The sequence below is a fragment of the Streptomyces sp. NPDC004667 genome, assembly GCF_040609475.1.
Lineage (GTDB): Bacteria > Actinomycetota > Actinomycetes > Streptomycetales > Streptomycetaceae > Streptomyces.
Map to the genome: position 1 here is coordinate 78987 of NZ_JBEXKC010000010.1, position 16476 is coordinate 95462.

Annotated in this window: 16 protein-coding genes; 9 read left to right on the forward strand and 7 right to left on the reverse strand. The window is 74.0% G+C overall.

Going from position 1 to position 16476, the window contains the following annotated elements:
• Nucleotides 1–28 precede the first annotated feature (28 nt).
• Entirely contained in the window at nt 29–1783 is a 1755-nt protein-coding gene (gene cdgB / locus ABZW32_RS08185; RefSeq protein WP_356212859.1) for a diguanylate cyclase CdgB, read from the reverse strand.
• Between the two features lie 333 nt (nt 1784–2116).
• Between cdgB and ABZW32_RS08190 the strand changes: the two genes are divergently transcribed.
• Entirely contained in the window at nt 2117–2689 is a 573-nt protein-coding gene (locus ABZW32_RS08190; RefSeq protein WP_356213029.1) for a flavin reductase family protein, read from the forward strand.
• Nucleotides 2690–2819: 130 nt separating this feature from the next.
• On the opposite strand, the gene arfB is transcribed toward ABZW32_RS08190, so the two are convergent.
• Nucleotides 2820–3245 (reverse strand): alternative ribosome rescue aminoacyl-tRNA hydrolase ArfB, encoded by a 426-nt coding sequence (gene arfB / locus ABZW32_RS08195; protein ID WP_356212862.1) that lies wholly within the window; start codon nt 3243–3245, stop codon nt 2820–2822.
• Between the two features lie 162 nt (nt 3246–3407).
• Between arfB and ABZW32_RS08200 the strand changes: the two genes are divergently transcribed.
• Nucleotides 3408–3983 (forward strand): TerD family protein, encoded by a 576-nt coding sequence (locus tag ABZW32_RS08200; RefSeq protein WP_356212865.1) that lies wholly within the window; start codon nt 3408–3410, stop codon nt 3981–3983.
• Nucleotides 3984–4051: 68 nt separating this feature from the next.
• Nucleotides 4052–4567, forward strand: coding sequence for a GNAT family N-acetyltransferase (locus ABZW32_RS08205; RefSeq protein ID WP_356212867.1), 516 nt, complete (start codon nt 4052–4054; stop codon nt 4565–4567).
• Between the two features lie 4 nt (nt 4568–4571).
• On the opposite strand, the gene ABZW32_RS08210 is transcribed toward ABZW32_RS08205, so the two are convergent.
• Both ABZW32_RS08210 and ABZW32_RS08215 read right to left on the reverse strand, forming a co-directional pair.
• The gene (locus ABZW32_RS08210; protein WP_356213031.1) at nt 4572–5948 is read right to left on the reverse strand and encodes a M1 family metallopeptidase; all 1377 of its coding nucleotides are present in this window, start codon (nt 5946–5948) and stop codon (nt 4572–4574) included.
• 165 nt (nt 5949–6113) lie between these two features.
• Complete coding sequence (locus ABZW32_RS08215) at nt 6114–6656, reverse strand: heme-binding protein (RefSeq protein ID WP_356212869.1); 543 nt, start codon at nt 6654–6656, stop codon at nt 6114–6116.
• Between the two features lie 481 nt (nt 6657–7137).
• Between ABZW32_RS08215 and ABZW32_RS08220 the strand changes: the two genes are divergently transcribed.
• The 4 genes from ABZW32_RS08220 (at nt 7138) to ABZW32_RS08235 (ending at nt 10696) form a co-directional block, all read left to right on the forward strand.
• The gene (locus ABZW32_RS08220) at nt 7138–8271 is read left to right on the forward strand and encodes a sensor histidine kinase (RefSeq protein ID WP_356213034.1); all 1134 of its coding nucleotides are present in this window, start codon (nt 7138–7140) and stop codon (nt 8269–8271) included.
• Nucleotides 8268–8891 carry a response regulator transcription factor gene (locus ABZW32_RS08225; protein ID WP_356212871.1) on the forward strand — a complete coding sequence of 208 codons (624 nt, stop codon included), beginning with the start codon at nt 8268–8270 and terminating at the stop codon, nt 8889–8891. Before ABZW32_RS08220 ends, ABZW32_RS08225 begins: the two co-directional genes overlap by 4 nt.
• A gap of 125 nt (nt 8892–9016) precedes the next feature.
• On the forward strand, nt 9017–10144 hold the full coding sequence (locus ABZW32_RS08230) for a M4 family metallopeptidase (RefSeq protein WP_356212873.1): 1128 nt from the start codon (nt 9017–9019) through the stop codon (nt 10142–10144).
• A gap of 48 nt (nt 10145–10192) precedes the next feature.
• Nucleotides 10193–10696: a hypothetical protein gene (locus tag ABZW32_RS08235; protein ID WP_030232416.1), complete on the forward strand. Its 504-nt coding sequence runs from the start codon at nt 10193–10195 to the stop codon at nt 10694–10696.
• Nucleotides 10697–11212: 516 nt separating this feature from the next.
• On the opposite strand, the gene ABZW32_RS08240 is transcribed toward ABZW32_RS08235, so the two are convergent.
• Nucleotides 11213–11911 (reverse strand): pentapeptide repeat-containing protein, encoded by a 699-nt coding sequence (locus tag ABZW32_RS08240; protein ID WP_356212875.1) that lies wholly within the window; start codon nt 11909–11911, stop codon nt 11213–11215.
• A gap of 84 nt (nt 11912–11995) precedes the next feature.
• Between ABZW32_RS08240 and ABZW32_RS08245 the strand changes: the two genes are divergently transcribed.
• Nucleotides 11996–12988, forward strand: a complete 993-nt coding sequence (locus ABZW32_RS08245; RefSeq protein WP_356213037.1) for a zinc-binding dehydrogenase — start codon at nt 11996–11998, stop codon at nt 12986–12988.
• Between the two features lie 277 nt (nt 12989–13265).
• Here ABZW32_RS08245 and ABZW32_RS08250 read toward each other — a convergent pair whose 3' ends face one another.
• Both ABZW32_RS08250 and ABZW32_RS08255 read right to left on the reverse strand, forming a co-directional pair.
• Complete coding sequence (locus ABZW32_RS08250; protein ID WP_356212877.1) at nt 13266–14162, reverse strand: aminoglycoside phosphotransferase family protein; 897 nt, start codon at nt 14160–14162, stop codon at nt 13266–13268.
• A 10-nt stretch (nt 14163–14172) separates the two neighbouring features.
• Nucleotides 14173–14916 carry a thioredoxin domain-containing protein gene (locus tag ABZW32_RS08255; protein WP_356212879.1) on the reverse strand — a complete coding sequence of 248 codons (744 nt, stop codon included), beginning with the start codon at nt 14914–14916 and terminating at the stop codon, nt 14173–14175.
• Nucleotides 14917–15093: 177 nt separating this feature from the next.
• Between ABZW32_RS08255 and ABZW32_RS08260 the strand changes: the two genes are divergently transcribed.
• On the forward strand, nt 15094–16473 hold the full coding sequence (locus ABZW32_RS08260) for an FAD-binding oxidoreductase (RefSeq protein ID WP_356212882.1): 1380 nt from the start codon (nt 15094–15096) through the stop codon (nt 16471–16473).
• Nucleotides 16474–16476: the final 3 nt, after the last annotated feature.

The window sequence follows — 16476 nt, forward strand, 5'->3', positions numbered from 1 at the left end:
CACGTGCGCCCACGGGCGGCCGATCAGGTTACCCGGCCCGCCGGTGTGCCTTCGAACGGGACCTTTTCTCGATGTACATCCGCTGGTCGGCGGAGCGCAGCACCTCGTCCGCCGACATCCCGCAGCTGGCCCAGCCGATGCCGAAACTCGCCCCCACGCGGACCGCCCGGCCGTCCACCCTGATCGGCGGGATGATCGCGTTGCGCAGCCGTACGGCGAGGTCGGCGGCGTCGGCGGCGCCCAGGCCGTCGGCGAGGACGACGAACTCGTCACCACCGAGGCGGGCGACGGTGTCGCCGTCCCTGACGCACGTCGTCAGCCGCCGGGCGACCTCGATCAGGACCGCGTCGCCCGTGTGGTGACCGAACCGGTCGTTGATCGACTTGAAGCCGTCGAGGTCGCAGAAGAGGACGGCGAGCCCCTTCGTGCCGTCGTCGACGTCCGTGGCGGGCGCCACGATGTGGACGTGGTGGTCGTACGGGCCGTCCGCGTGGGACGTGAAGGCGCCGGAGAACTCGAAGGGGTCCGTCCCCGGCACCGCCCCGGAGCCCGGGACGGCCCCCGCCCCGACGCCGGGGGCCGGGAAACCGTAGTCGGAGCCGTCGTGCCCGTCGGGGCGAAACCCGTGCTCCCCCGCACCACCCGCCTCGGGGCGCGCCTCGAAGGCCGCGTCGAGCGCCTCCACGGCGGTGGCCCGCACCGACTGGGGCCGCCGGCACAGCCGGGCCCCGAGCCGGGAGCGCAGCTCGGCGCTGTTGGGCAGGCCGGTGAGGGAGTCGTGGCTGGCGCGGTGCGCGAGCTGGAGCTCGTGCCGCTTGCGCTCCTCGATGTCCTCGACGTGCGTGAGCAGGAACCGGGGGCCGTCGGCGGCGTCCGCGACCACGGAGTTGCGCAGCGAGACCCACACGTACGTGCCGTCGCGCCGCCCGAGGCGCAGCTCGGCGCGGCCCCCCTCGGCGGAGGTGCGCAGCAGGGTGCCGATGTCCTCGGGGTGCACGAGGTCGGAGAAGGAGTAGCGGCGCAGGACGGAGGCGGGCCGGCCGAGCAGGCGGCACAGGGCGTCGTTGGTGCGCAGCAGCCGGCCGTGCTGGTCGCCGCCCATCTCGGCGATGGCCATGCCGCTGGGCGCGTACTCGAAGGCCTGGCGGAACGACTCTTCGCTGGCGCGCAGCGCCTGCTGCTCGCGTTCCAGCCGGACCAGGGCCCGCTGCATGTTCGCCCGCAGCCGTGCGTTGCTGATCGCAATCGCCGCTTGGAAGGCGTACATCTGGAGCGCTTCGCGCCCCCATGCGCCGGGGCGGCGCCCGTTGCGCGGTCTGTCCACCGAGATGACACCCAGGAGTTCCCCGCCGGTCGCATACATCGGGGCGTACAGCCGGTCCTCGGGGTGCCACTCGTCCTCGAAGCGCGGATCGGGGCCGTCCGTGTGCCACTGGGGGACGTCGTCCTCGATCAGGACCCAGCCCTCGGTGTGCGGGATGAAGCGCAGCCCGTCCCAGTCCTCGCCCATGGCCAGGCGGCGCTCCCAGGAGGGGCGGGAACCGACGCGGCCGGTGATCAGGGCCTCCGCGGCGGGGTCGCCGGCGAACGCGGCGACGACGAGATCCCCGTCAGGGCGTACGAGATTGACACAGGCGAGCTCGTAGCCGAGGCCGCGCACGATGCCGTCCACGACGGTCTGCAGAGTGTCCGCCAGGCTACGGGCCGTGTTGAGTTCGGCCACCACCTGGTGCAGCTGCCGCAGGGTCGCAAGACGGACGTAGGGCTCCGACTCGGTCTCCATTGCTCGCTCTCCCCGAGACCTCGACAGCAACTCCAGGTTTGTCATCGGCGTTTCGTTGCGGTGTCCCGTCCACTGAATCACAGTGAGCTGTGCGGCAGGTACACAGGGTCAACAAATCTTGCCCTCTGTGACTCAAGTCACATGAGATGAATAACCGCGCACTCTGGGCACGTTGGGGAGTGGGAGCGCTCCCGCTCCTTTTCGTGAGCAAACGATACGCCCGGGCCTAGGCCGTGGGGCGGGGACGCGGCTCGGACCACCGCCCGATGTGCGCCGCACGGCGGCGGGACTAGCGTTCGGGTCGTGCCGAAGACGACCCTTGAGCCCGTGCCCGTGCCGACCCCGCTGACGCGGGTCGCCCCCGAACCGTCCGCCACCCCTCATCCTGAGGGAGTGAGCAACGACGAGTTCCGGGCGGCCATGTCCCGGCTGGCGGCGGGCGTGTGCCTGATCACCGCGCACGAGCCCCCTTCGACCGCCGACGGGCCGCGCGGCGAGGACGTCGGCATGACCGCCACCGCGTTCATGTCGGTCTCCCTGGACCCGCCGCTGGTGCTCGTGAGCCTGCGCGAGGGGTCCCGGATGGACGACCTGCTGGCGGAGCAGCCGCTGTGGGCGGTGTCCGTCCTCGCGGACGGGCAGCTCCAGGTGGCGGGGCGCTTCGCCATGAAGAACCGGATCAGCGACCGGCTGCTGTTCGAGGGCCTGCCCGCGGTACGGGGGGCCATCAGCGGGGCGCCGCTGCTGTCGGGGGCGCTGGCCACGCTGGAATGCCGCACGGAGTCCCGCGTCGAGGCGGGCGACCACACCCTGGTCATCGGCCGCGTCCTCAGCGCCGCCGTACCCACCCCGGACGCACCGCCGCTGACGTACTTCCGGGGACGCTACCGGCACTTGGCGCCGTAGCCGTTGCCCTGGCCGGGCGGGGTCGGGGCCGGCAAAACCAGCCCCGCCGGCGATTGAGGCGCGGGGTCTGGGGCGGAGCCCCAGGGGGTCCGGGGCGGAGCCCCAGGGGGTCCGGGGCGCAGCCCCGGGGTTACCAGTCGCGCCCCGTGCGACCCCGCTTCGTTTCGCCCCGGGCCTTCTTCTCCCGCAGGCGCCGCTCGTTGATCCCCCGGGGGATCTTCGTGGCGCGGCGCGCCTTGGGCGGTGGGGCCGTGGCCTCCGCCAGGAGCGAGGCCAGGCGGACCAGGGCCATCTCCCGGTTGCGGAACTGCGAGCGGTGCTCGGAGGCCCGTACCGTCACCACCCCGTCCACCAGCCGGGACGCGAGCCGCTCCAGCGCCCGTTCCTTCCACACCTCCGGCAGCGCCTTGGTCGCCGCCACGTCGAAGAGCAGCTCCACCCGCGAGTCCGAGGTGTTCACGTGCTGGCCGCCCGGCCCGGAGGAACGCGAGAAGCGCCAGGCGAGCTCCGCCTCGGGGAGCACGACCGAACCGCGGATGACATAGGGACCAGGCATGCCCCTATGATCGGCCCCCGCCGCGGCCCCCGTCACCCCGATTTCGGGGCGCCCCGGGCGGTTCGGAACCTACCGGACCCCTCCCGGCGTTATGAAGGACAGCAGTACCGTGGCCACGACCACTGAGCGCGGTCACGTGACGAGGAAGGGACACCAGTCAAAATGGCAGTAAGCCTGTCCAAGGGCGGCAACGTTTCGCTCACGAAGGAGGCCCCCGGCCTCGGCGCCGTCACCGTCGGCCTCGGCTGGGACGTCCGTACGACGACCGGTGTCGACTTCGACCTGGACGCCTCGGCCATCGCGGTCAACGCGACCGGCAAGGTCGTCTCCGACGGTCACTTCGTGTTCTTCAACAACAAGTCCACCCCGGACCAGACCATCGTGCACACCGGCGACAACCGCACCGGTGAGGGCTCGGGCGACGACGAGTCCATCAACGTCAACCTCGCCGGCCTGCCCGCCGACGTGGACAAGATCGTCTTCCCGGTCTCGATCTACGACGCCGAGTCCCGCAGCCAGAACTTCGGCCAGGTCCGCAACGCCTACATCCGCGTCGTGAACCAGGCCGGCGGCGCCGAGATCGCCCGCTACGACCTCTCCGAGGACGCCGCCACCGAGACCGCCATGGTCTTCGGCGAGCTCTACCGCAACGGTGCCGAGTGGAAGTTCCGCGCCGTCGGCCAGGGCTACGCCTCCGGCCTCACCGGCATCGCCCAGGACTTCGGCGTCAACGTCTGATCCGCGCCCGGTCTGCCGGAACCCCCTGCCCCGAGCCCGGGGCAGGGGGTTTCGCTACCGTTCGACGGATGATCCTGCAACCGCTCGTACCCGTGGACGGCGCCCTGCCCGGCCCGGTCCTCACCGAGATCGCCGCGCTCTACGCGACGAACCGCGCGTTCTTCGAACTGAGCGGCGACTTCCCGGACCCCACCCGCATCACCGTCGAGCAGGTCGCCACCGCACTCGCCGACGAACTCGCCACCGACAGCGCCGAGGTGCTCCTGGCCCGCTCCGCGGGCCGGCTCGTCGGCCTCGTCGTCACCCTCGCCCACCACCCCGACCCGGCCTCCGGGGACCCGGACCCGTGGATCGGCCTGCTCCTCATCGACGCCGCCGCGCACCGCGAGGGCCACGGCCGCACGGTGGCCGGCCTGGTCGAGGACCGCTTCCGCACCGCGGGCCGCACCGGCGTACGGATCGCCGTACTGGAGGACAACGCGACCGGCCTCGCGTTCTGGCAGGCCCAGGGCTACGCCGAACTGCGCCGGGCCAAGGACCGTGAACGGGGGCGTCCGTGCCGGGTGATGCGCAAGGAACTCTGAGACCTCAGGGAGCGGTGGGACGGTCCTCGCCGTAGAGCCAGACGTCCCACACCTTCTTCAGGTCGTGGCCCGTGCGCCGCTGCGCGTACGCCGTGAAGTCGGCCGTGCTCGCGTTCCCGTGCCGGTGGTCCGCGGCCCAGCCGCGCAGCAGGTCGAAGAACGCCGGGTCGCCGACCTCCTGGCGGATCCGGTGGAGCACCATCGCGCCCCGGTAGTACACCGGGTCGTCGGAGATGTGCTCCGGTCCGGGCGGGGAGGCCGGCGGGAACGCCGCCCAGTCACCGTCCGCGTGCGGGTCGACCGAGGTGTCACCGGCCAGGAAGGCGTCGAAGCGCCGCTGCGCGCTCACCCCTCCGTGTTCCTCCGACCACAGCCACTCCGCGTACGTGGCGAAGCCCTCGTTGAGCCACATGTCCTTCCAGGACTTCGGTGACACCGAGTCCCCGAACCACTGGTGCGCCAGCTCGTGCAGGACCAGTTCCTCGTCGGGAGCGCCCGAGTAGACCGGCTTCGTCTGCGTCTCCAGCGCGTACGTGAGGGTCTGCGCCGGCATCACGATCGAGCCGACGCTGCCGAAGGGGTAGGGGCCGAACTTCTCGGTCCCCCAGTCCACGATCTGCGGCAGCCGGGCCAGCGCGGCCTCGCTGCCCGCCGCCTCGCCGGGCGCGACCGCGTCGTAGACCGGGACGCCCGAAGGGGTCCGGCCCGTCGTCACCTTGAACCGGCCGATGGCGACGGTCGCGAGGTAGCTCGCCATCGGCTCGGGGCTGTGCCACGCGAACTCGGTCCGCCCGTCCGCCACTTCCTTCCGGGAGCGCAGCTCGCCGTTGGACACGGCCTCGTAGCCGTGCGGGACGGTGACGGTGATGTCGTACGTGGCCTTGTCGCTGGGGTGGTGGTTGCCGGGGAACCAGCCCATCGAGCCCACGGGCTCGCCGACCGCCACGGCGCCGTCCTCGCCCGCGATCCAGCCCTCCTTGGAACCGTCCGGGTCGACCACGGGCTTGGGGCGGCCGCCGTAGTCGATCTCCGTGCGGAAGACCTCGCCCTTCTTCAGGTCCTTGGCCGGGCGGACCGTCAGCTCGTTGCCGGTCCGGTTGTAACGGGCGCCGGTGCCCTGGACGTCCACGCTCTCGACCTTGAGGCCGCTCAGGTCCAGGTTGAAGGAGCTGAGGCCCTGTTCGGCGCGCGCGGTGATGACGGCGGTGGCGTGCAGCAGGCCGTCGGCGGGGTCGTAGGCGAGGTCGAGGCCGTAGTGCTCGACCTGGTAACCGCCGTTTCCGGCGCGGGGGAAGTACGGGTCGCGCAGCCCGGACGCGCCGGGCCGCCCCTGCACGGTGGCGCCCGTACATCCCGTGGCCAGGACGGCGAGGGAGAGCAGGGCGGCGAGTGCGGGGGCGGCGAGGCGGGTGAGGCCGGTGCGGCGGGTGAGGCCGGTGCGGCCGGGGGGCGCGGGGTGTTCCACGGGTTCGATCCTAAGCGGGCGCCCCGGACGGGGGGCGCGGCCGCGGTCGGGCCCCGGCGGAGCCACCCGGTCGCCGGGTCCCTACTTCTCGCCGAGGGCGTCGGCGCCGGCCTTGGCGAACTTCTCGTCCAGGTCGCCGCTCGGGGCGCCGGCCACGCCGATGCCGGCGACCGGGGCACCCTTGGCCTGCACCGGGGCACCACCGGCGAGGAAGAGGGTGCCGGGGATGTCCTTCAGGTTCGGGGTCTGCGCGAGGCGGCCCGCGAGCACCGAGGTCGGGGCGTTCCAGGACACGGCGGTGAAGGCCTTGCGCTGCGCCGACTCGTACGACTGCGGGCCCGCGCCGTCGCCGCGCAGGGTGACGATGGTGTTGCCGTTGCGGTCCACCACCGCGACCGTCACCTTCTGGTTCTCCTTCTCCGCCGCGTGGAGCGCGGCCTGGGCGGCGCGGGTGGCGGCGTCGACGGTGAGGTGGGTGGAGGTGGTGAAGTTCCGGTCGTCGTCCTTCTTGGCCGCGGCCTGGACGGGGGCGGGGGTGGCGCTCGCGCTGACGGCGCCGAAGGTCCCGGCGCCGAGGGCGACGGCGAGGGCGGTACCGGTGAGGACGCGGGTGCGGGTGTTCATGGCTGCTGCTCCTGGTGGTCATCGGCTCGACTGGCTGCTCCAAGCCTCCGCCGGAACCGGCCCCGGTCCCGTCGCCGTACCGGCTCGCGGCGGCGAGCGCACCGGTTGACGCGGGGGTCATCCGATCGGTCGATGCGGTTGCCCTGGCCGGGCGGTTCTCCTGGGGGCGGCGTCGGGGATGGCCGGGGTCGGGTGGGGTCGGGGCCGGGGCGGGGTGCCGTCCGGGACTGCATGATTTATGGCGCCCTGTCCGGGGCTGCGCAGGTGCTGGGTACCTCGCGCCGACAAATCACGTTTTACGTCCCGGACGACACCCCACCCCGTCCCCGCCCCGGCGCCGGCCGCAGCCCCGTCCCCGCCCGGGCGGGCGACGTCACAATGGATATGTCCTTCCAGCACCAGGAGCCCCACCGTGCGCAACCCCCCGCGGCCGCACCCCACCCCCACCGCCTCCGACGACACCCGCGGCCTGGCCACCGTCATGCACGCGGCGTTCTTCCTGCTCCTCGGCGCCTCGGTGGCCCGCTTCCTGCTCCGGCACCCCGGCGAACCCCGTACCCCCTGGGTCATCGCCCTCAGCATCGCGCTGGCCCTGCTCTACGTCCTCGGGCCCGCCGTCGGCGCCACCCGTACGCTGCCCGCCACCGAGCCCCTGCGCCACCGGCTGTGGCTCGGGCTGGTGGTGGCCACCTGGGTCGTGCTCGTCGTCCTCGCGCCGAGCTTCGCCTGGTGCGCCGTCCCCCTCTTCTTCACCGCCCTGCGCACCCTGCCCCCGCGCGCCGCCGTGGTCCTCGTGGCCCTGCTCACCGTCTTCGTCGTGGCGGCCCAGCTCAAGCTGTCCACCGCCTTCGACCCGAACCTCCTGCTCGCCCCGCCCGCCGTCGCCGCCCTCGCCACCGCCGTCTTCGTCCACATGGAGCGCCAGGCGCAGGAGCAGCGCGCGCTGATCGACGACCTGATCCGCACCCGCCGGGAGCTCGCCGCCACCGAGCGCCGCGAGGGCACCCTGGCCGAGCGGCAGCGGCTGTCGATGGAGATCCACGACACCCTGGCCCAGCACCTGTCCAGCCAGCAGATGCTGCTCCAGGCGGCCGACCGCACCTGGGAGAGCGACCCGGGCACCGCCCGCGCGCACGTCCGTACCGCCACGGACATCACCGCGCGCGGCCTGGCCGAGGCGCGCAGGCTCGTCCACGACCTGGCTCCGCCCGAGCTGGAGAACGGCGCCGGCCTGGCCGAAGCGCTGCGCGCGCTGGACGCGGGCCCGGGCATCGAGGTCCGCTTCCACCTGGAGGGTGCCCCGGTGCCGCTCCCGGACCGCGCCGAATCGGCCCTGCTGCGCATCGCCCAGGGGGCCCTGGCCAACGTCCGCGAGCACTCGGGGGCCCGGACGGCCGCCCTGACCCTGAGCTTCCTCGGCGACCAGGTCGTCCTGGACATCGCGGACGACGGCGCCGGCTTCGCCGAAGCCCGTCCGGCCTCCTCCGGCCGCGGGCACGGCCTCCCGGCGATGCGCGCCCGGGTACGCCAACTGGGCGGAACCCTGACGATCGAATCCACCCCGGGCGAGGGCACCGTCCTCTCGGCCGTGATCCCCCTGGAGCCCACCCGATGACGACGATCCTCCTCTGCGACGACCACGTGGTGGTCCGGGCCGGCCTGCTCGCCCTGCTGGGCAGCGAGCCGGACATCGAGGTGCTGGGCGAGGCCGGCAGCGGTGAGGAGGCGGTCGCGCTGGCCGCGAAGCTGCGCCCCGACGTGGTCCTGATGGACCTCCAGCTGGGCGAGGGCATCGACGGGGTCGAGGCCACCCGCCGCATCACGGCCCTGCCGGAGCCGCCGCACGTGCTGGTCCTGACCACGTACGACACGGACGCGGACATCACCCGGGCCATCGGCGCGGGCGCGACGGGCTACCTCCTCAAGGCGGAGCGCCCCGAGGAACTGTTCGCCGCCATCCACTCGGCGGCGGCGGGCCGCACCACCCTGTCCGCGCCCGTCGCCAGCCGCGTCATGGCCCACATGCGGGGCACCCGCCCGACGCTCACCGACCGCGAACTGGACATCCTGGGCCAGCTGGCCCGCGGCCTCGGCAACCGGGACATCGCCCGCGCCCTGTTCATCAGCGAAGCGACGGTCAAGACCCACCTGGGCCGCATCTACGACAAGCTCGGCGTCGACACCCGCGCGGGCGCGGTCTCGGTGGCCAAGGAACAGCGCCTCCTCCCGTCCTGACGGGATCCGGACACCCGGGCCCGGTCTTCGGACAACCCGGTCCGGGTTTCCGTCGCGGACCTGCCGGACCGGCTCCTCCCGATGGCACGCTCACTCGCACCACCCCCACCCGCGAAGGAGTTCCCGTGCCCCACCCCACGCCCTCCCGCCGCGCCCGCCTCGCCACCGCCGCCCTCCTCGGCGCCGCCCTCGCCCTCACCGCCGGCACGGCGACGGCGAACACCACCACACCCACGACACCCACCGGTACGGTCACGGACATCCGCACCGGCACCGGCACCGGCACCGGCACCGGCACCGGCCAGTACTCGGGCACCGTCCCCCTCGGCACCACCCCCGCCGGCACCACCCACCAACTCCGCGACCCCTCCCGCGGCGGCCAGCGCACCCTCGACGCCCTCAACCAGACCTCCGGCCCCGGCGTCCTGTTCACCGACGCCGACGACGTCTGGGGCACCGGCCTCCCCTCCAGCCGCCAGACCGCCGCCGTCGACGTCCACTACGCCACCGCCGTGACCTGGGACTTCTACCGAGCCGCCTTCAACAGAAGCGGCGTACGCGGCGACGGCGTCGCCACCACCTCCCGCGTCCACTACGGCACCAACTACGGCGGCGCCTTCTGGGACGCGAGCTGCGCCTGCGTCTCGTACGGCGACGGCACCACCCCCGGCCGCCCGCCGACCTCACTCGACATCGTCGGCCACGAACTCGCCCACGGCCTGATCGGCTCCACCGCCGGCTTCACCGCCACCGGAGAGCCCGGCGCCCTCGGCGAGGGCACCGCCGACATCCTGGCCACCGCGGGCGAGTTCTTCGCCGAGAACAAGGCCGACGTCGGCGACTACCTCCTCGGCGAGCGCGTCTACGACGGCCCGCCCCGCCGCATGGACCGCCCCAGCGCCGACGGCGTCTCCCGCGACTACTGGTCCGCGGACATCGGCGGCCTCGACCCGCACGCCGCCTCCGGCCCCGCCCGCCACTTCTACTACCTCCTCGCCGAGGGCAGCGGCCCCAAGGAGATCAACGGGGTCGCCTACGACTCCCCCACCCACGACGGCTCCAAGCTCCTCGGCATCGGCCGCGACCGGGCCACCCGGATCTGGTACCGGGCCCTGACCCTCCACATGCGCTCCTCCACCGACTACGCCGCCGCCCGCACCGCCACCCTCCAGTCGGCCGTCGAGCTCTACGGCCCCGCCGCCCCCGAGGTCGCCCGCGTCGCCGCCGCCTGGAAGGCCGTCAACGTCGGCTGACCCGGCCCACGGCGCCGGGAGGGGCCCGCCCGTGACACCATCGGGGACGTGCTCGACATCGGCTACTCCCTCTCCCGGCGCTTCCCGGACCCCCCGCAGACCGACTACCGCTCGGCGGACGTCCGGACCCTGCGGCACGACCTGTTCTGCGGCGACGTCTACCTCGCGGACACCGTCAAGGACACGGAGGTGTCCACAGCCTGGGGATGGGTGCCGGTCCTCGACTTCGCCTGGGCCCTGTGCGACATCGTCGAGCAGCTCGACGAGGACCCCCGCGGCAGCCGCTCCGCCAACCGCCAGTACGCCGAACTCGACTTCACCGAATCCGCGGACCGGATGCTCTTCGAGCGCCGCTTCGGCTGGGTCGACATCGAAGCCGACTGGATGGACCCGGAGGAGCCCCCGCTGACCTTCAGCCACCGCCTGCTGCGCCGCGAGGCCCGCGACTTCCTCCACGACCTGATCGCGGACCTCATCGACATGCACGACGGGCTGGCCGACAACCCGATCATCTGGACCCTCCAGTCCCGCTTCCCCCGCGTCCCGGCGTAACCCCGCCGGGGGCAACCCCCCGAACCCACCCGGAACTCCACCTCCAGGCTCCAGCCCCCGACCCCGGACCCGCAGCTCCCGGGCCCCGGACCCGCAGCCCCCGGGCCCCGACCCCGGACCCGCAGCCCCCGGGCCCCGCACCCCAGGTACCGGTCCCCGCACCCCCGGCCCCTTGGCGGCCCCGCACTTCGGGTCTTGGCCCCCCGGGTCCCAGTCCCGGCACCCTCCGGCCCCGGCCCCCCGAGCCCGGGCCGCCCGATCCCTGAACCCTGGCCCGCAGGCCCAGGCCCGCAGGTCCCGGGACCTACACCCCCCGGGTCCCGGAGCCGGCACCCTCCGGCCCCGGCCCCCCGAGCCCGGTACCCCCGGGCCCGGTACCCCCGGCCCCCGAGGCCCCGGACCCGCAGCTCCCGGCTCCCGCACCCCCGGGTCCCAGGCCCCGGTCCCCGGAGTCCGCACCCCCGGGCCCTTGGCCCCCTCGCGGCTCCGCACCGCGGAGGGGTGGCCGGGTCCCGGCTAGCCCTCCACGCGCAGCCCCAGCTGCGCCGCCAGGGCCGGGGCCAGGTCGAACAGCTGCGCCGGGCTGATCACCGCCCCGGACAGGGCCTCCACCCCGCGCGCGATCCCCAGCTCCGACGCCGCCCGCAGGTCCACGTCCGCCATCCGCGCCCCCGTGAAGTCCGCCCCCCGCACCACGCAGCCCCGGAACTCCACCCGCTCCATCACCGCACCCCCGAAGTCCGGCTCCACCAGCACGCACCCGTCGAAGACCACGTCCTTCAACCGCGCCGTCCGCAGGTTGAGGTAGTCGATCTTCCCGCCCCGCACGAGCACCCGCTCCAGCACCGCCCCGTGCAACTGCGCCCCGCCGAGCCGCGCCTCCACCAGCTCCACGTCCCGCAGCGACGCCCCCGCCAGATCCGTCCCCACCCCCCGGACCCCCTCCAGCACCGAGTCCAGGATCCGCGCCTTCGCCAGCCCCGCCCCGTCCAGCGCGCACCGGCGCAGCGCGCAGTCCATGAACCGCGCCCCGACGCCCTCCTGCCCCGCCAGATCGACGTCCGCGAACTCCAGCCCGTCGTAGTCCCCGTCCGGCTCCAGCCCACCGCCCTCCCACGCCACCAGCCCCGGCAGCCGCACCTCCGCCCGCCTCGCCGCCCTGACCGTCCCGCCCGCCTTGCCCGCCTGCCCGCGCACCCGCTCGTTCCGCACCATCCCCCCATCGTGACCCACGGGACCGACAACGGAACCCCTTGACCTCAACCACGCTCCAGGTCACAGGCTGGCCGCATGGACACCATGCGCGCCATCCGCCTCCACGCCTTCGGCCCCGCCGAGAACCTCTCCTACGAGACCGTCCCCCTCCCCACCCCCGGCCCCGGCCAGGTCCGCATCGCCGTCGCCTCCGCCGGCGTCCACCTCCTCGACGTCAACCTCCGCAAGGGCATCGAGGGGCCCCCGGCACCCCTGCCCGCACTCCCCACCACCCCCGGCCGCGAAGTCGCCGGCACCGTCGACGCCCTCGGCCCCGGCACCGATCCCACCTGGCTCGGCCGGACCGTCGTCGCCCACCTCGGCTTCGCCCCGGGCGGCTACGCCGAGTACGCCGTCACCGACGCCGCCCGCCTCCACCCCGTCCCCGAGAACCTCGACACCGCCCAGGCCGTCACCATGATCGGCACCGGCCGCACCACCCTCGGCATCCTCCAGTTCGCCGACCTCGGCCCCGACTCCACCGCTCTGATCACCGCCGCCGCCGGCGGCATCGGCACCCTGCTCGTCCAGTACGCCAAGAACACCGGCGCCACCGTCATCGCCCTCGCCGGAGGCCCCACCAAAACCGCCCTGGCCACCGCCAACGGCGCCGACCTCGCCGTCGACTACACCACCGACGACTGGGCCGACACCGTCCGCGCCCACCACCCAGACGGCGCCACCGTCCTCTTCGACTCCGTCGGCGGCACCACCGCGCGGACCGCCCTCGGCCTCCTCGCCCCCGGCGCCCGCCACCTCGTCCACGGCTGGTCCTCCGGCCCCCTCACCCTCACCGACACCGAACAGGACGACCTCACCGCCCGCGGCATCACCACCCGCGGCGTCCTCGGCCCCGCCATGCTCGAAGCCGTCGGAGCCCCCGACCCCCTGCGCGTCCTGGAAACCCGCGCCCTCGAAGAAGCCGCCACCGGCCGGCTGCGCCCCGCCATCAAGCGCTACCCCCTCGCAGAAGCCGCAGCCGCCCACCACGCCCTCGAAACCCGCGCCACCACCGGCAAGGTCGTCCTGGAACCCTGACCCATCCCTCCCGGAACCCCGCCCCGGGCCCGGTCACCCCGTCACGAAGACCCCCGCACCCGCCCCGCCTCCCCCCGGGCGAACGCCGCCTCCGCCCGGTACCGCCGACGGTCCTGCGGAAACACCAGCACCCCCGCCAGCCCCTCCGAAGCCACCGCGACCTCCTCCCACCACCCGGCGACCTCCGCCGCCGGGCTCCCCGGGGCCGGCCGCCGACCCCGCACCTCCCGCAACACCTCCAGAGCCGATCCCAGCTCCGGCGGAACCGCCCCCGCGCTCACCCCGCACGCCCCAACAACACCTCCGCCACCGCCACTTCCCGCTCCGGCAGCGCCACCTCCCCGTCCTCCACCTCCCACAGACAGTTCTGCACCACCCGCCCGAGCGTCCACGCCCGCGCCCGCTCCCGGTCCAGCCCCACCACCCCCGTCAGCAAGTCGAACCGCCACCCGACCTCCTCCGCCCGGAACCCGTTCACCAGCGCCGGCAGCAACTCGAACCCCGGATCCCCCGCCAGCGGCTTCGGATCGATCGCCAGCCACGGCTCCCGCACCCCCGCCAGCACGTTGTCGAAGTGCAGGTCCCAGTGCAGCAACCGGTCCCCCGGCTCCCCCGCCACCTCCGCCAGCGCCGCCGCGCAGTCCCGCAGCAGCCGCCGCTCCCCCGCGTCCGCCAGCCGCCCGGCCGCCTCCGGCACCCCCGCCAGCAGCCCCGCCGCGACCTCGCCCAGCCCCCGCAACCCCTCCGGCGCCCGCACAGCCGTCAGCCGCGCCAGCAGCCCCGCCACCACCGACACCGCCGCCCGCGCGTCCCGCTCCAGCAACCCCGACAGGTGCCGCCCCGCATCCAGCCGCTCCAGCAGCAACGTCCCCGTAGGCCCGTCCCACTCCAGCAGCCGTACGCAGCCCCGCCCGCCCCACGCGCGCAGCGCGACCGGCTCCCCCGCGCTCTCCTCGTCCGGGACCAGCAGCTTCAGCGCCGCCTCGGTACCGTCCGCCCGCACCACCGGCAGCACCAGGGCCGTCATCCCGTGCATCGCGGGCCCCGTCACCCGCAGCCCCCACCGCTCCAGGAACTCCGCCACCCGCCCCGGCAGCCCCGCGATGAACTCCCGTCCCGCCAGGCCGCCGTACCGCAGCTGCACCTCGACCAACTCAGCCGGAATCTCCACCATGGGCCCGACCCTACGCAGCTACACCCCCCACGCCCGCGTCCTCGAGGGTCCGCGCGAACCCGGCCGCGTCGAACATCGACCCGTCCTTCGCCCCCACCGGCTTCCCGTCCAACAGCACCGCCGGCGTCCCCTGCATCCCCGTCGCCTCGAAGCCCTTCTCCGCACCGGCGACCCACCCCGTGTGCGTCCCCTCGGCCACGGCCCGGTCGAAAGCCTCCCCGCGCAGCCCCGGCACCTGATCGGCGATCCGCAGCAGCAGCTCGTCGGTGAACCTCCCCTTCGGCTGACTCGCGAAGACCGCCGCGTGGTACTCGGCGAACTTCCCCGCGTCCACCGACGCCCGCAGCGCGTTCACCGCCTTCACCGAGCCGCTCACCCCGCCCCGGTCGAGGAAGGAGGCCAGCAGGTACTCGATCCTCACCTCACCCTCGTCCGCCAGCTTCAGCAGCGTCTCCCCGCCCTCCGCCTCGAACTTCGCACAGGCCCCGCACCGCGGATCCACCAGCACCTGAACGGTGCGCGGCGCCTCCGGCCGCCCCACGACCACCTTCGCCCCGTCCACGACCGCGGGCAGCTTCGCGAGCCGGTCCGCGATCGGACTGGTCCGCACGGCCGAAAGGTCCGACGCCGCCGTATCCGACGAGCCCGCGCCGCCCCCGCCGCCGCAGCCCGCCACCGCACCGCCCAGCAGCGCCGCCGCCACCACCAACGCGACGACCCGTCCCGCGCGCCCTGCCTTCCGTACGCCCAGCATCACCCGACGACACCCTCTCCATAAAAAACTCATAAACCCTAAACCCGACAAACCCCCCTCGACACCCTACGCAACGCCCCTCATCCCCCACATCGGCCATCCGGCCATCCAACGCACCCCGAAACACGACACCCCGTCCCTGGACACCCCTCGAACACCCCGTGTACCAACTCCCCCATGACGATCAACGGCGGTATCTCCTTCTGGTACGCGACCGACACCACCGCCCCCCAGCCACCCCGCGCCCCCCTCACCACCGACGCCACGGCAGACGTCGTCATCGTCGGCGGCGGCTACACCGGCCTGTGGACGGCCTACTACCTCAAGCGCGCCGCCCCCGATCTCCGCGTCACCGTCCTGGAGCAGAAGTTCTGCGGCTACGGGGCCTCCGGCCGCAACGGCGGCTGGCTCTACAACGGCATCGCCGGACGCGACCGCTACGCCGCCCTCCACGGCCACCAGGCCGCCCTGCGCCTCCAGCACGCCATGAACGACACCGTCACCGAGGTCATCGACACCGCCGCCAAGGAGGGCATCGACGCCGACATCCACCGCGGCGGAGTCCTCGAAGTAGCCCGCACCCCCGCCCAGCTCACCCGCCTCAAGGCCTTCCACGCCGCCGAACTCGGCTTCGGCGAGAGCGACCGCGTCCTCTACGACGCCACCGACACCCGCGCCCACATCGACATCGCCGACGCCGTCGGCTCCAGCTGGACCCCGCACGGAGCCCGCATCCACCCGCTCAAGCTGGTCCGCGGCCTGGCCACCGCCTGCGAACGCCTCGGCGTCGTCATCCACGAATCCACCCCCGTCACGGAACTCGCCCCCCGCCGGGCCGTCACCCCCTACGGCACGGTCCGCGCCCCGTACGTCCTGCGCTGCACCGAGGGGTTCACCGCCGCGCTCAAGGGCCAGAAGCGCACCTGGCTCCCCATGAACTCATCGATGATCGCCACGGCCCCCCTCCCGAAGTCCGCCTGGGACTCCCTGGGCTGGTCGGACCGGGCCGTCCTCGGGGACATGGCCCACGCCTACATGTACGCCCAGCGCACCGCCGACGACCGCATCGCGATCGGCGGCCGCGGCATCCCGTACCGCTTCGGCTCGCGCACCGACAACGACGGCCGCACCCAGCAGGCCACCATCGCCTCCCTGTCCTCCCTCCTCTTCTCCTTCTTCCCGCAGCTCACCGGGACGGAGATCACCCACGCCTGGTCGGGCGTCCTCGGCGTCCCCCGCGACTGGTGCGCCACCGTCACCCTGGACGCCACCACGGGCCTGGGCTGGGCGGGCGGCTACGTCGGCTCCGGCGTGGCCACCGCCAACCTCGCCGCCCGCACCCTGCGCGACCTGGTCCTCGGCGAGACCACCGAGCTGACCGCCCTGCCCTGGGTCCACCACCGGGTCCGCCGCTGGGAGCCCGAGCCCTTCCGCTGGCTCGGCGTCCACGCCCTCTACGCCGCCTACCGCGAGGCGGACCGCCACGAATCGACCACCCACCGCCCAACGACAACCCCGCTGGCCCGCCTCGCCGACCGCATCTCGGGCCGCGGCTGAGGA

Bases quoted from the DNA above. Each gene is read 5' to 3' on its own strand.
- cdgB (WP_356212859.1), bottom strand. From the start codon at position 1,783: ATGGAGACCGAGTCGGAGCCCTACGTCCGTCTTGCGACCCTGCGGCAG.
- arfB (WP_356212862.1), bottom strand. From the start codon at position 3,245: ATGCCTGGTCCCTATGTCATCCGCGGTTCGGTCGTGCTCCCCGAGGCG.
- ABZW32_RS08200 (WP_356212865.1), top strand. From the start codon at position 3,408: ATGGCAGTAAGCCTGTCCAAGGGCGGCAACGTTTCGCTCACGAAGGAG.
- ABZW32_RS08205 (WP_356212867.1), top strand. From the start codon at position 4,052: ATGATCCTGCAACCGCTCGTACCCGTGGACGGCGCCCTGCCCGGCCCG.
- ABZW32_RS08215 (WP_356212869.1), bottom strand. From the start codon at position 6,656: ATGAACACCCGCACCCGCGTCCTCACCGGTACCGCCCTCGCCGTCGCC.
- ABZW32_RS08220 (WP_356213034.1), top strand. From the start codon at position 7,138: ATGCACGCGGCGTTCTTCCTGCTCCTCGGCGCCTCGGTGGCCCGCTTC.
- ABZW32_RS08225 (WP_356212871.1), top strand. From the start codon at position 8,268: ATGACGACGATCCTCCTCTGCGACGACCACGTGGTGGTCCGGGCCGGC.
- ABZW32_RS08240 (WP_356212875.1), bottom strand. From the start codon at position 11,911: ATGGTGCGGAACGAGCGGGTGCGCGGGCAGGCGGGCAAGGCGGGCGGG.
- ABZW32_RS08245 (WP_356213037.1), top strand. From the start codon at position 11,996: ATGCGCGCCATCCGCCTCCACGCCTTCGGCCCCGCCGAGAACCTCTCC.
- ABZW32_RS08250 (WP_356212877.1), bottom strand. From the start codon at position 14,162: ATGGTGGAGATTCCGGCTGAGTTGGTCGAGGTGCAGCTGCGGTACGGC.
- ABZW32_RS08255 (WP_356212879.1), bottom strand. From the start codon at position 14,916: ATGCTGGGCGTACGGAAGGCAGGGCGCGCGGGACGGGTCGTCGCGTTG.
- ABZW32_RS08260 (WP_356212882.1), top strand. From the start codon at position 15,094: ATGACGATCAACGGCGGTATCTCCTTCTGGTACGCGACCGACACCACC.